This window comes from Janthinobacterium sp. DSP2-3-3, assembly GCF_049897325.1.
Lineage (GTDB): Bacteria > Pseudomonadota > Gammaproteobacteria > Burkholderiales > Burkholderiaceae_D > Janthinobacterium.
In genome coordinates, this window is record NZ_JAFCWA010000002.1 from 39990 (window position 1) to 52565 (window position 12576).

Below are 12576 nucleotides of genomic sequence, written 5' to 3' on the forward strand. Positions count from 1 at the left end.
AAATAATTTGACTTGAAAAAATAAATAAAATATCCTCTCATCGTGGTTGCGGTAATGGAGGTCAAAAAATATCATTGATCGCCTGGCGCATAAATATTGTCGATAGATTTGGTGATTTATTGATATATTCTGCGTATTTTTAATTGATACATTTCGCGTATTTTTATGCGCCGGTTATGCTGTCCGATTGCGCCGATAGCGCTGCCGGGAATCTGACTGGATCTTCATTATTCCATCGCACAAAGGATAGCTGTAATGTTTAATTCCATTCCAAAGAGGGGTAAAACCATGGCAGTAATTAATGTACTGGTAGCGGTCAATGTCGGTCAGGCAGTGGCACAAAAAAATCTGAGCAAGTATGTCTTCATGGTAGATACGACTGGCTACTCGGGCAACGGCAACGAAGGCGGTAACGAACTGGTGACGACGTGCCAGAACGGCGACACCATCGTCTGGAACGTGACATCGCTGGATCCGGCCGAGCAGGTTTCCATTCACAGCTTCGGCGGTACTGCCATCAGTAACGGCATGATCAATCCGGCGCCCTACCCGCAATACGACAACACCGTATGGGGTGGCCGCGTCAATGCCAAAGGCAGCAATGTGCAATATACGATGACCTTGTTGCTGGCGAAAAACACGTTGCTGACTTTCGATCCGTTCATCGTGGCGTCGAATCCGCAATAATCGGTGTGATGGCCATGTTCGGCATGCCGCGCGCATGGCCTGTTCTGATGTTCTTTAAAAGAATATTTTCCTGATGCGCCTGGAGTTTTATATTTCCAATTGATTCATTGTTTCCCTTGTTCTGCTTAAATGCCCCGCTGGCAGAAGTATAATCAATCATTCGCTCCTTACTATATCGAAGCAGGCTCCCGGTCTGCTCCAGCGTTAGCTCTTGCGCGGGCTTTTCGCTGCCTGTCGTATAATAGGGTCGCAACAATCATCCTTCCAGGTGCCGAGCACCGTTCACCATTCACCATTCACCATTCACCTTTTATAGCAGCGAGGCGGGCGCGTATATGTCCATGACGCGCTTGGGAAGAATAACAATGGAAAAATTGACAGAACTTGAGCTGGAATGCTTCCAGCTGCGCCATGGCGATGGCCGGGCGGACCGCTGCGTGGACTGGGCCGTGGAGTGCTTGCGCCTCGATCAGGAAGGCGACGACCTCGATATCGTGCTGCTGGCCAGCGCCCGGGGCATTGACGAGGTGTTGCCGCTGGCCGAAGCCATCATCGGACGCTATCGTGGCGACGCGCGTCTGGAGGAGCAATTCCTTGCCGGCAAATACATCGTCGAACTGCGCGCCGCCTACCTGGCAGGTCGGGAAAGCGTGCAATCGCTCGACGCCAAGCTGACGCGCCTGTATCCGGCCCTCGGCTACCCCGACTGGCTGGTCATGCTGAGCCGCAATTGCGAGTACGCGATCGATGTGGCCGATTTTGAGCAGCCTTTCGAGCGGGAATTCGACTACATCACTCGTTTGTGGGCTGAGGCTGGCAGTGCCGCCGATTTTGAAAAACTATATTCCCGCGAGACGTCGAACGGGCACGACGTGAGCTGATGCTTGGATGCACTATGAAGAAAATCGATATCTTTGTCTGTTCCCCCTCCGCCATGCGCGCGTGTGCGGGCTGGACAGAGGCGTGTAACTCTTTTCCCTTCACCGGCATTACCTTGCCGGGGGAGCTGGACTTCGCGTCACTGGCACACTTGCTGACCCAGTCAGCCGCGCCGGCTCTCAGGCCGGCAGGAATCGAGGGGCGCGATTTGTACGTGTTCGGGGATGATATCGCGCATGCGCTCGGGCGGATGGCGGACGACGAGTTGACTGATACCGCGGTGGCGTGGTCGAAGACGGCGCCTTGGGCGGGTTTGGATATCAATCCCTTCGACCTGGCTGGATTTCTCGTGGAGTTGACGTCGGCATGGCATCAATCCGTGACACCGGACAAGGCGCTGTTTGCGTGGGTGGATGCCTGATGGAGGGCGAGACAGATGACGCCAGGGGTGATCGATGACTCATAGGGAAGCGCTGCGGACGCTGGGCCTCAGTGATGCCATGCTGCGCCAACGGCCGCTTCGAACGCTGTAGCCTGGAAAATATTGACGATATATGGTGCAGCTACTGCCAGTTCGGCTTTCATGAGGTGGCGAGGATGCTGGTGGCGTTGGAATCGGACAACGCCACGAAGGATTACGCGCGTTGGCGCGCCAGCTGGGGCGCGAGCTGCGTGGATGCCATTCGGTGAACAAGTTCGCCAGCGGCGCCATGTGACGATCTGATGCACCGGGCGGTCGCCCGGGCAGGCGACTGCCGAACTAAACCTTAAGCCGGCTGCGCGCCGCTCACATTCCGGCTGCGGTTTTCCACCAGCACGGAAATGCCCAGCACGACGATACCGCCGCAGGCCAGCATGGCGCCGACCCAGCCTGTCGAGCGCAAGCCCATACCCATGGCGATGGCGATGCCGCCGGCCCAGGCGCCCAGCGCGTTGGCGATGTTGAAGGCGGAGTGGTTGAGGGCGGCGGCCACGGTTTGTGCGTCGCCGGCCACGTCCATCAGGCGCGTTTGCACGGCGGGGGCGACGGCGATGCCGGCGCCGATGGCGAACAGGTTGATCGCCGTCAGCCAGACATTGCTGCTGGTATAAGTAAACGCGGCCAGCGCGGCCACATTCCATAGCAGCACGCCAAAGATGGTCCACAGGCGCGAGCGGTCGGCCAGCCAGCCGCCGATCAGGTTACCCAAGGTCATGCCGACACCGATGATTGCCAGCAAGATGGCGATGACCAGCGGCGACACTTTTGTGATTTCCAGCAAGGTGGGCGTGATGAACGTATAGACGGCGAACATGCCGCCGAAGCCGATCGCCACCATCAGCAGGGTCAGCCACACTTGCAGGCGGCGGAACACGCCCAGTTCGCGGCGCGGGCTCGCATCGCCGGCAGCGACCATGGGCACGAAGATGCGCACCATCAGCATGGTCAGCAAGCCCAGCGCGGCGACCAGCAAGAAGGCCGAGCGCCAGCCCAGGGTCTGGCCGATATACGTGGCCAGCGGCACGCCGAAGATGTTGGCTACGGTTAAGCCCATCAGGACACGGGCGACAGCTTGTCCCCGTTTGTCCGGTTCGGCCAGGGCGGCCGCCACCAGGGCTGCCACGCCAAAGTAGGCGCCATGGGGGATGCCGGCCACAAAGCGGGCCACCACCAGTAAGCTGTAGTTGGGGGCGATGGCGCTGAGCAAGTTGCCGCCAGCAAACATCAGCATCAGACAGATCAGCATCAGACGGCGTGGCATGCGCGCCAGAAAGATGGTGATTAATGGCGCGCCGATGACCACGCCCAGCGCGTAGGCGCTGATCATGTGGCTCATTTGCGGCAAGGTCGTGCCCAGGTCGTCGGCCACGACGGGCAAGATGCTCATGGAGGCGAATTCGCCCGTGCCGATGGCGAGGCCGCCGATGGCCAGAGCCAGGTCGGCATAGCCAGCGCCATAAGGCGCAGTGACGCGCGGAATCAGGGGATCTACGGAGGCGTGCATGTTCTTGTGAGTTGGGTAAGCAATGACAGGGTGAAGAAGCGTGCTGTGGCTCAGCCGCAGTGGCAGCAATGCGCTACCGGATGCGAAGTGAAGAAAGGCAAGGCGGAGTAGCAGCCCCGGCATTTCGGGTCAGAAGAGCTGCCCACAGTCAATATTGTAAAAGATTCGGGCAAGTTCTGCCGGGAGGCGGTAAAAATATGCTGCACTGCACATGACAGCGCTTGCGCTTGTTGTTAACGATAACACGGAATTCTTCGAATTCCTCCACAGACGGGCGAAGATTGCAGGGCTGTGGCGAAATTGGTGTGGCGGAGTGAAGACAGAATGGCTGGGCAAGTCAAGTTCGTCGTGGACATAGTTAGCTTAACTTGATTCCCATAAGGTCTGACATGCTCGATATTGGCCAGCAGCAATACTTCAGCGCCGTCGCCGAGGAAGAACACGTGGGGCGCGCCGCAGAGCGCCTGCATCACAAGGTAAATTTGCGGCAGATGGTGGGAATTTTCCGCGTAACCCTGCTGGAGCAGGCCAGCGGTGTGGTCATGCCGGAGCAAATAGACGTATAAATATGGCAATCACCTGTCGGGAGGATTGTCATGTTCGATCTGGATTTGCCTGCGTGGGAATTGGTGGCACGCGCCGTTATGGTCTACCTGGCCTTGCTGTTGATGGTGCGCATGACGGGCAAGCGCACGGTGGGGCAATTCACGCCGTTTGACTTGCTGGTCGTCATGCTGCTGAGTGAAGCGGTATCGAACTCGCTGTCGGGCGGCGACGATTCGATTTCCGGCGGCTTGATCCTGGCCTTGACTTTGATCTGTCTCAACATGCTGATTGCCTGGATCACTTCGCGCAGCCGCAAGCTTGCCGAGCTGGTCGATGGCACGCCCGTGCTGCTGGGCCGCGATGGCGTGATTTTCAACGACGTGGTAAAGAAATGCCGCGTGGCCAGCGGCGATGTCGAGCAGGCGCTACGCGAGGCTGATTGTCCGTTGCCGGACATGAAATGCGCGTTCCTGGAAGCGGATGGCAAGATCACTATCTTGCAAAAGTAAATGATCAGATTTTCCTGTCGCGCTTCAAGTGCAAGGGCAGCCACCACCACATGCAAATGATGAGTGAACCCATCAGCACGCAGGCGACGATGCCGGCGATGTGGCCGAACACTTCCGACATCACCAGATTGGTGCCGAGGATGAATGCCAAGGCCAGCGAAAAGGCACCGCAGATCATGATGCGGTCGGCCACGCGCTTGAAGCGCTCGCGGTCTTGCAGGGGACGCATGATGCGGTGCTGGATGGCTGGCGCGCTGAGCAGTACCAGGCTGATCATGGAAAGGAAAAACGTCAGCAAGAAGACGATTTTTTCCGCTTGCACGATCTTCGCAAAGCCGCCGTTGAAGGGCAGGATGATGAGAAAGGCGGTGAGCATCTGCGCGCCCGGCAAGAGGATGCGCAATTCGCTGAGCAGGTCGGACAAGTCGCCTTCGTCGCCTGGCTGGCCATCTTCATCCTGGTGTTGCGCGTGTGGCATGGGACCGTCCTCGTGGTGGTGATGGCGCCAGTCTACGCGCAAGGACCAGGCCGACTGTGGCGCGGCGCACCGTCAGTAGCATTGTGTGATGCGTAGACGCAAGCGCCACAGGGGCGTCGAGACGATGGGCGTGGCGCTGTGCGAGGCGTCATGGCCGCACTGGCCGCAACTGTGGCGCCGGTGCGGCGCCAGCGCGAAGCTGTCCAAGTCCAGGTGCGGATGGCCGCAGCGGGCGCAGTCGCTGCAGTCCAGCGGCGTGCTGGCCTGCAAGGCAGCGGCGTAGGCTCGCGCGGCGGGCGGCGTGATGTTCAGCTGCACGACGTCGGGAGGAAACAGGCCGGGCAGGGCGCGGCAGTCGATGGCCAGCGCGGCCGCGTCGCGCGCCAGCAGGGCGCCGCCGTCATCGGCCCGGGCGCGTAGTTGCAGCAGGCCGTCCGGCCCCAGGCGCAAGGTAGTGGCGTGAAAGCAACCGGGGTCGAAGCGCGCCGGGTACAGCACATAGCCCATGGGATTGGCGTGCCGGCGGCAACGCATCTGCTGCCTTGCCTGCCGATCGGCCAGGTCGGCCTGCGTGCCCCAGTAGCATTGGTGCGTGCGGCACCAGTGGCGAGCCGCGCCATTGCGAAACTTTCCGGCGGCTAGCAGGTCGCACAGGACGATGGCGTCTTCGCCCGCGCCGGCGCGAAAGTGGCCCGTGATGTGGGAGGTGGTGACGGCAAGATGGCCCGTGCTCGCTTGCAAGGGCCAGCAGATGCCGGGCAGGGTCAGCGGCGTGGCCAATGGCGCCTCCGCGTGGCTAGCGGCTTGCCAGCCGCTAGCTGGCCAGAATGAAAAAACCCGCCGACTGGGGCGGGCTGTGCTGACGCGGTTGTCAAAGGCATGGCCCGGTTTATTCTTCCGTATCGGCCAGGGTGACGATGGCGCGCGCCCACTTCGAGTATTTCAGGTTCGCCAGATCGCGCACGGTCTTGATATTGAACGCTTGCTTGAGCAGCTCCGCATCCTTCTCGCTCACGCCTTGCAGCGCATCGACGGGCGCATCGGCGATTTCCTTGAACGTCTTGTTTTCGTAGGCTTTGTCTACCGCTTGATTGATGTTCATGTGTTGATACTCCTCAGTAAGTAGGAAAATAAATTCTACACGGTTTTGCGAACCGTCAATTTACGCTTGCATGTTGTGCCGAACTAAATATGATGGAGGTGGGCGGCTCGACAGTGAGTCCGTCCACGCGCTCGCCGCGAGATTGTGATTATAGCATTGTTATTATTCATAGTATAATGTTTTCCATGGGGTGGAATGGTCTGCGCCATGCCGGATGCCGCGGTCACGCGGCACGAATCGATAGCGTTCAGGAGAATACGATGAGTTTGCTAGATCAACTTGCAGGACAGGCGATGAGCGCTTTGGGCAACAAGGGCGCGGATGGGGAAGCGCCATCGGGATTGATGGCCAGTGTGATGGACCTGGTCAACCAGCATGGCGGCTTGCCTGGCCTGCTGCAGAAATTCCAGGAAAGCGGCCTGGGCGACCAGGTGGCCAGCTGGATCGGCACCGGCGCCAATGCGCCCGTGTCCGGCGACCAGATCAAGGATGCGCTGGGCGCCGACACGATCACCCAGATCGCTGAAAAAGCGGGCGTCGCCCCGGACGCGGCCTCGGGCGGCCTGGCAGCCTTGCTGCCCCAGCTGATCGACAAGCTGACGCCGAATGGTCAAGTACCAGAAGGCAATGACCTCGTCAGTCAGGGCTTGAGTATGCTCAAGGGCAAGATCTTCGGTTGATACAGCCGATGCAACAACAAAAAACCTCGCAGCGATGCGAGGTTTTTTATGTGCAAGGTTTCTGGGTGATCGGTGTTAACGTCTGAAAAACGCCTGTGGCTAGGCGCCGCCCCGAAGACAGTACGCGAGTACGGCGAGGGGCAGGCAACAACGCCATGGGTGTTTTTCAGGCGGCGGCCATCATGCCGAGGTGTTGTGCTACATATGCCGGTTCGCTGGTCAGCCTCGCCGTACTTCCCTCCACCAGATACGAGCAATAGCGGCGCCGTTCGGCGCTGCCGCCGCGCCGCTCCATCAGTTCGCCCAGCATGGCGACGGCATCGGTGGCCATCTTTTGCACGGGCTGGCGCAGGGTAGTGATGTCGTAGCTGAGCCAGCCGGACGCTTCCAGCGCGTCGAAGCCGGCCACTGACATCTGCAGCGGCACCTGGATGCCCATCTGGTGGCGCGCCGTGTCCAGGCAGCCGATGGCCATGATGTCGTTGCCGCAAATGACGGCGTCCGGTACGCGGCCCAGGCGGTCGATGACCTTGCGCAAGCCGCGTCCGCCGCTGGCGTAATCGTAGTTGCCGCTGACGACGATGGGCGCGGGCAAGCCCAGGGTCAGCAAACGGTCCAGCACGCCGGCCTTGCGTTCCTGCGCCACGGCCGAGTCGCCGGGGCCGTCGATGATGGCGAACTGGCGATGGCCTGCCTCCGCCAGGCGCGATACGAGCAGGCGCGCCGCTTCGGCCTGGTCGCACAGCACGGCATGCACGGCGTGCTCGCGGGGGCTGCGGTTGAACAGCACCAGCGGCACGTCGCGCCGGCCGAATTCGGCCATCTGCTCGTCCGACAGGCCGGCGGCCACGATGGCGCCGTCGACCTGGTATTGCCACACATCGCTCAAGACTTTGCCGATGTCCGCATCGCGCTCCAGGGTGAATAGCAATAAACGCTTGCCCTGGCGGGCGATTTGCTGGCTCAGGTCGGACAACACCTGCGGATAGTACAAATTGGCCAGGTTGGAAATGATGACGGCCACCAGGTTCGAGCGGCGCGTGATCAGGCTGCGCGCGGCCGCGTTAGGGATGTAGTCGAGGCTGATGGCCGCCTGCATGACCTTGGCGTGGGTGGCGGGCGAGATGCTGGCGCCGGGCTTGAAGCAGCGCGACACGGCCGATTGCGAGACGCCGGCCAGCAGGGCCACGTCATACGAGGTCACGCGCCGCCCGGCACCGGGTACGGGGAGGGTGGTGCTGGGTGTCCGGTCTACAGTATTCTTTTTTCGCATATTGGTCTGGCAAGCTGGCTGTCGCAAAGTATTCCTGCAGGCCCGGCCGCTTATTGCGGCCTGGGCGGGCAGAACGAGCATAGCGTAAAAAATTGCTGCATGGCAAGACTGCATGCCCATCACGCTTATTGTTCATGTTGCAAAAATATGGCTGAATGGCAAGTGGTCTGCCAGCTGCTCAATCGGGACTGTCGCAGGGGCCGCTGCCATAGGGGCTGATGCGTCCCGGCGGGTCGATGCGGCGTGCGCTGAAATCGCTGGCCAGGGTGGGCAACGGTAATTCTGCCGTGGCGCTCGCTTCCGTGCCGCTGACGGTGCCGCGCACTGTCAGGGCCACGTGTACCCAGGAACCAACATTGCGCGGATAACTGACGGTGACGGTAGCCATGCCCAGCGCGTCGCTCAGGCCGCTGGCGCTGACGGTCAGGGGGATGCCCGGGTCGAGCACGCCATTGCCGTTGCGGTCATAGGCGGCGTCAAAAATGCCGTTGCGCAAGACGTCTTCGTTGGCGCAGCTGTAGTGGGGCAGGGCCCGGCGCCAGACGCCCGTGTCGGGGAACTCGGGTTTGTCCGCTTCCCACACGTAATATCCCTTGGCATAGTGGCTGGGCCAGGCGGCGGCCGTGATGGCGACGCCGGGCACGGCGTTGCCGGCGCTGTCGGAAACGAACACGGCAAAGTCCTTCTGCAGCACGCTGGCCGAGTATTCGCGCAGCAGGTTGCCCGTGCCCAGCTTGATCGACAGCGCTTGCCGCGCTACCGTCAGGCGCACGAGGGCCGTGGCCACCGCTTGCGGTGCGCCCTCGATGCGGGCCTGTATCAGCACGCCGTCGCGCCCACTATCGGCCGGCCCCGCCACATACGCGGCGCGGGCCAGACCGTCGCTACCCGTCAGTACGCGGCCGGCTTGCCGCAGGTAACCACCGCTGGGGTCGCTCAAAATGCTGAACAGCACGGGCGCGTTCTTGACCAGGTTGTTTGCCGCGCCATCGCGGACTACGGCGCTGATGGTGCTGGTGTTATCGGCCAAAGCCGCCGAATTGGTCGTATTGGCGCGCAGCACGGCCGGCTCCGCTTGCGCTGCCAGCTTGCTGGCAGCGCTCAAGGGCGCGACGAATTCCAGCCGCGTCTGCGCCGTGGGCCCGCCCGCCACGGCGGCCGTGATGGTGGCCACGCCCGCGTTGGCCGACTGCACATAGCTGCGCGGTAAGTTGCCATTGCTAAAAATCAAGCTGGCGGGCAAGGCCTGGCTGCAGGCGCTGTCTGCAAACAGGCTGCCGCGCGAGGTGGACAGGCTGGCGCTGCCCGTTTGCGCCGCGCCAGCCTTGTCGTAGCGCGCATCGATGGCTTGGCACGCCAGGGTCGTCACTTCCGGCAGTACGTCAGCGCCACTGGCGTCCTGGCCCACGGCAGGGCTCAGGCGCAGGTCGCTGCCGGCCACGGCATATGCTTGCGTGGCGGCGGCGCCCAGTGCGCTGACGGAAACGGCATCCTTGCCCAGGCTGCCTGCCGTCAGGCGCAGCAGCAGCTGGCCTTGCGCATTGCTGAGCGCCGCGCCGCCATCCTTGACGCGCACGCCATTGCCGGCGCCCGTGCTGTAGGCAATCGCGGCGCCGGCCACGGGCCGCTTTGCCGAGTCGCGCACGGTGACGGTGAGGTCGGCACCCTGGCCCAGCATCAGTGCGGCCGGCCCCAGCAGTTCCACGCTACTGCCCGTGACCGCCACCGTGCCCTTGCCGCTGCGCGTGCCGACATTGGCCGTCACGGTGATGCTGCGGTTGCTGTTCGCGCCACCCGTGCCCAGCAGGGCGTGTGCCTGGCCATTCTTGTCTGTCACGGCATCGACGCTGCCGAGGATGCCGGAATCGGTGGCAAAGGAAATCTTTGCGTTTGGCAAGGCCAGGTTGGCGCCATCCTTGACGAGGGCCGTGACGGCCACTTCGCTGCCGGCCAGGCCTGCCGAGGCCAGTTCCGTGCTGGAAAAGACCAGGTTGACGGCGCTGGCCAGGTTGGCAGGCTCGGGTGGAATCACGGGTGGCGTCACCGGCGGGGTGACTGGCGGCGTCACGGGCGGCACAATGGGCGGTGGCGGGCTGCCGCCGCAGCCTGTCGTGCTGTGCAGCGAGCAGCCGCCGGACACCTGCGTATCGGTACCGCCTCCGCCGCCGCAGCCGGCGAGGGAAACGAGGAAGACAGCCAGAAAAGTGGCGGGCAGCACAGCAGTGGGCAGGTGGCGCGGGTGGCGCAGGGGGGCGAGGGGCACGATGGGTCTCCGGGAGCTCGCCGAGTTGCTCGGCATCAATCTCAAGAGTAGCTTTTGCACGCCGTCACTACTTGATGCAAAGCAAGCTTGTTGTCTTGGCCGTTTCGGAAGTATTTTTCTGGTGCAATGGCGTGCATTCTGATAAGATAACGCCCCTTTATTCAGGGAAGGGTCGACATGGCCAATGCTTGCGGCGTCGATTTCGGCACGTCAAATTCCACGGTAGGTTGGGCACGTCCCGGGCAGAGCACCATGCTCGGCCTGGAAGATGGCAAGACGACCTTACCGTCCGTTGTCTTCTTCAATGCGGAAGACGAGGAAGTCAGTTTTGGCCGCGCGGCGCTGGCCGGCTATCTGGCCGGCTACGAGGGCCGTTTGATGCGCTCGCTGAAAAGCTTGCTGGGCACCAGTCTCATCGATGGCCAGACGGAAGTGGGCGGCCGCGCGCTGCCATTTCGCATGTTGCTGGCGCAATTTATTGGCGAAGTGAAACGCCGCGCCGAGCAGTCCGCCGGCCGCGAATTCTCGTCCGCCGTGTTCGGCCGTCCCGTCTTCTTTATCGACGACAATGCGCAGGCCGACCAGCTGGCGCAAGACACCCTGGCCGAAGTGGCCCGTTCCGTCGGCTTCAAGGATGTCGCCTTCCAGTTCGAGCCGATTGCTGCCGCGTTCGACTACGAGTCGCAAATCGACAAGGAAGAACTGGTGCTGATCGCCGACATCGGCGGCGGTACCTCCGACTTTTCGCTGGTGCGTTTGTCGCCCGCGCGGGCGAAAAAGGCGGAGCGGCGCGACGATATCCTCGCCACCGGCGGCGTGCACATCGGTGGCACGGACTTCGATAAATATCTGAGCCTGTCATCCGTCATGCCCCTGCTCGGCTACGGTAGCCGGCTGCATAACAATAGCGAAGTGCCGTCCAGCTATTATTTCAACCTGGCTACCTGGCACACGATCAATTTGGCCTACACCAAGAAGATCTGGGTGCAGCTGGCCGACGTGTGCCGCGATGCGCGTGAGCAAGACAAAGTGAAACGTCTGCAAAAGCTGATCGACGAGCGCGCTGGCCACTGGCTGGCGATGAAAGTGGAAGAGGGCAAGATTGCCCTGTCCGACGCGGCCGAAGTGCAGCTGGAACTGGACCGTTTGTCGCCCGCGCAAAGCCTGTTGCTGAAACGTACGCAATTCGACGAAGCCATCGGCCATTTGTGCGGTTCCGTGGAAGAAACCGTGCTGCGTTTGTTGCGTGACGCGGGCGTGGCGCCGGACGCCGTCGATACCGTGTTCTTTACGGGCGGCTCGAGCGGCGTGCGCTTGCTGCGCGAAAAGATCGCCGCCCTGGTGCCGGCCGCACGCAAGGTCGAAGGCGACCTGTTCGGCAGTATCGGTGCGGGATTGGCGCTGGACGCCGTACGCAAGTTCGGTTGATAATCGCGGCTTCGCCATGCCACTGCCGCACCCACGAAAGAACGCCCCATGAATGTGTTTGACAAACCGATCGTCATGATCGACTTCGAGACGACCGGTTTATCTCCCGACATGGGCGACCGCATCACGGAAGTGGCGGCCTTGCGCATTGAAGGCGGGCAAATCACGGACCGCTATGTGACCCTGATCAACTGCAATGCGCGCATTCCCTCGTTCATCACGGGCTTGACGGGCATCACGCAGGCGATGGTGGATAAGGCGCCGCCCGTGGCCGAGGTGGTGCCGCAGTTGCTGGACTTCATCGGCAGCGATGCCTTGTCGGCACACAATGCCAGCTTCGATGAGAAATTCCTGCGCGCGGAAAGCGCCAGGCTGAACCTGACGCCCGCACACCAGTCGCTCGTGTGTTCCTTGAAACTGTCGCGCCGCGTGTTTCCCGGCATGGCCAGCTACAAGCTGGGCTTGCTGTCGAGCCAGCTCGGCATCGTCTTCAAGAGCGCCGCCCACAGGGCTGAGTCGGATGCGGAAGTGGCCGCGCAAGTGCTGATCCATATCGGCCGCCACCTGCGCAGCAACTATGGCCTTGCCGATGTCGACGCCGACTTGCTGGTGTCGCTGAACAAGCTGGCCGCCGCGAAAGTGCCGCAATTCCTGCAAAAGCATCCATCACGCCGCTGATCCCCGTTTCTTTTCGAAGCGGGCTCATTAAAACGATATAATTTTGTTATTTCGTTTGAGCCTGCTCA

The 12576-nt window shown here is 61.6% G+C and carries 15 protein-coding genes; 8 read left to right on the forward strand and 7 right to left on the reverse strand.

What is annotated here, in order from left to right; all coding sequences use genetic code 11:
* Window positions 1-255 precede the first annotated feature (255 nt).
* Window positions 256-687: a hypothetical protein gene (locus tag ACP7DE_RS04290; protein ID WP_426070911.1), complete on the forward strand. Its 432-nt coding sequence runs from the start codon at window positions 256-258 to the stop codon at window positions 685-687.
* On the opposite strand, the gene ACP7DE_RS04295 is transcribed toward ACP7DE_RS04290, so the two are convergent.
* The gene (locus ACP7DE_RS04295; RefSeq protein ID WP_426070912.1) at window positions 662-847 is read right to left on the reverse strand and encodes a hypothetical protein; all 186 of its coding nucleotides are present in this window, start codon (window positions 845-847) and stop codon (window positions 662-664) included. The genes ACP7DE_RS04290 and ACP7DE_RS04295 overlap by 26 nt on opposite strands.
* 205 nt (window positions 848-1052) lie before the next feature.
* On the opposite strand from ACP7DE_RS04295, the gene ACP7DE_RS04300 reads away from it, so the two are divergent.
* Together ACP7DE_RS04300 and ACP7DE_RS04305 are read left to right on the forward strand one after the other, a co-directional pair.
* Window positions 1053-1568, forward strand: coding sequence for a hypothetical protein (locus ACP7DE_RS04300; protein ID WP_426070913.1), 516 nt, complete (start codon window positions 1053-1055; stop codon window positions 1566-1568).
* A gap of 14 nt (window positions 1569-1582) precedes the next feature.
* Window positions 1583-1987 carry a hypothetical protein gene (locus ACP7DE_RS04305; protein WP_426070914.1) on the forward strand — a complete coding sequence of 135 codons (405 nt, stop codon included), beginning with the start codon at window positions 1583-1585 and terminating at the stop codon, window positions 1985-1987.
* A gap of 346 nt (window positions 1988-2333) precedes the next feature.
* Here ACP7DE_RS04305 and ACP7DE_RS04310 read toward each other — a convergent pair whose 3' ends face one another.
* On the reverse strand, window positions 2334-3551 hold the full coding sequence (locus tag ACP7DE_RS04310) for an MFS transporter (protein ID WP_426070915.1): 1218 nt from the start codon (window positions 3549-3551) through the stop codon (window positions 2334-2336).
* Between the two features lie 389 nt (window positions 3552-3940).
* Between ACP7DE_RS04310 and ACP7DE_RS04315 the strand changes: the two genes are divergently transcribed.
* Entirely contained in the window at window positions 3941-4117 is a 177-nt protein-coding gene (locus ACP7DE_RS04315; protein WP_426071374.1) for a hypothetical protein, read from the forward strand.
* A gap of 30 nt (window positions 4118-4147) precedes the next feature.
* Window positions 4148-4606, forward strand: coding sequence for a DUF421 domain-containing protein (locus ACP7DE_RS04320; protein ID WP_426070916.1), 459 nt, complete (start codon window positions 4148-4150; stop codon window positions 4604-4606).
* 4 nt (window positions 4607-4610) lie between these two features.
* Here the strand turns inward: ACP7DE_RS04320 and ACP7DE_RS04325 are convergent, their stop codons facing one another.
* The 3 genes from ACP7DE_RS04325 to ACP7DE_RS04335 all read right to left on the reverse strand — a co-directional run bounded on the left by ACP7DE_RS04325 (window position 4611) and on the right by ACP7DE_RS04335 (window position 6186).
* Window positions 4611-5084: a DUF6328 family protein gene (locus ACP7DE_RS04325; protein WP_426070917.1), complete on the reverse strand. Its 474-nt coding sequence runs from the start codon at window positions 5082-5084 to the stop codon at window positions 4611-4613.
* Window positions 5085-5156: 72 nt separating this feature from the next.
* Window positions 5157-5864 (reverse strand): hypothetical protein, encoded by a 708-nt coding sequence (locus ACP7DE_RS04330; protein ID WP_426070918.1) that lies wholly within the window; start codon window positions 5862-5864, stop codon window positions 5157-5159.
* A gap of 109 nt (window positions 5865-5973) precedes the next feature.
* Window positions 5974-6186: a hypothetical protein gene (locus tag ACP7DE_RS04335; RefSeq protein WP_426070919.1), complete on the reverse strand. Its 213-nt coding sequence runs from the start codon at window positions 6184-6186 to the stop codon at window positions 5974-5976.
* A gap of 260 nt (window positions 6187-6446) precedes the next feature.
* On the opposite strand from ACP7DE_RS04335, the gene ACP7DE_RS04340 reads away from it, so the two are divergent.
* Complete coding sequence (locus ACP7DE_RS04340) at window positions 6447-6866, forward strand: YidB family protein (protein WP_426070920.1); 420 nt, start codon at window positions 6447-6449, stop codon at window positions 6864-6866.
* Window positions 6867-7032: 166 nt separating this feature from the next.
* Here the strand turns inward: ACP7DE_RS04340 and ACP7DE_RS04345 are convergent, their stop codons facing one another.
* Together ACP7DE_RS04345 and ACP7DE_RS04350 are read right to left on the reverse strand one after the other, a co-directional pair.
* Window positions 7033-8139, reverse strand: coding sequence for a LacI family DNA-binding transcriptional regulator (locus ACP7DE_RS04345; RefSeq protein WP_426070921.1), 1107 nt, complete (start codon window positions 8137-8139; stop codon window positions 7033-7035).
* A 178-nt stretch (window positions 8140-8317) separates the two neighbouring features.
* Complete coding sequence (locus ACP7DE_RS04350) at window positions 8318-10402, reverse strand: Ig-like domain-containing protein (protein WP_426070922.1); 2085 nt, start codon at window positions 10400-10402, stop codon at window positions 8318-8320.
* Between the two features lie 177 nt (window positions 10403-10579).
* On the opposite strand from ACP7DE_RS04350, the gene ACP7DE_RS04355 reads away from it, so the two are divergent.
* Both ACP7DE_RS04355 and ACP7DE_RS04360 read left to right on the forward strand, forming a co-directional pair.
* The gene (locus ACP7DE_RS04355; protein ID WP_426070923.1) at window positions 10580-11830 is read left to right on the forward strand and encodes an Hsp70 family protein; all 1251 of its coding nucleotides are present in this window, start codon (window positions 10580-10582) and stop codon (window positions 11828-11830) included.
* Between the two features lie 48 nt (window positions 11831-11878).
* The gene (locus tag ACP7DE_RS04360) at window positions 11879-12508 is read left to right on the forward strand and encodes a 3'-5' exonuclease (protein ID WP_426070924.1); all 630 of its coding nucleotides are present in this window, start codon (window positions 11879-11881) and stop codon (window positions 12506-12508) included.
* The last annotated feature ends 68 nt before the right edge of the window (window positions 12509-12576 follow it).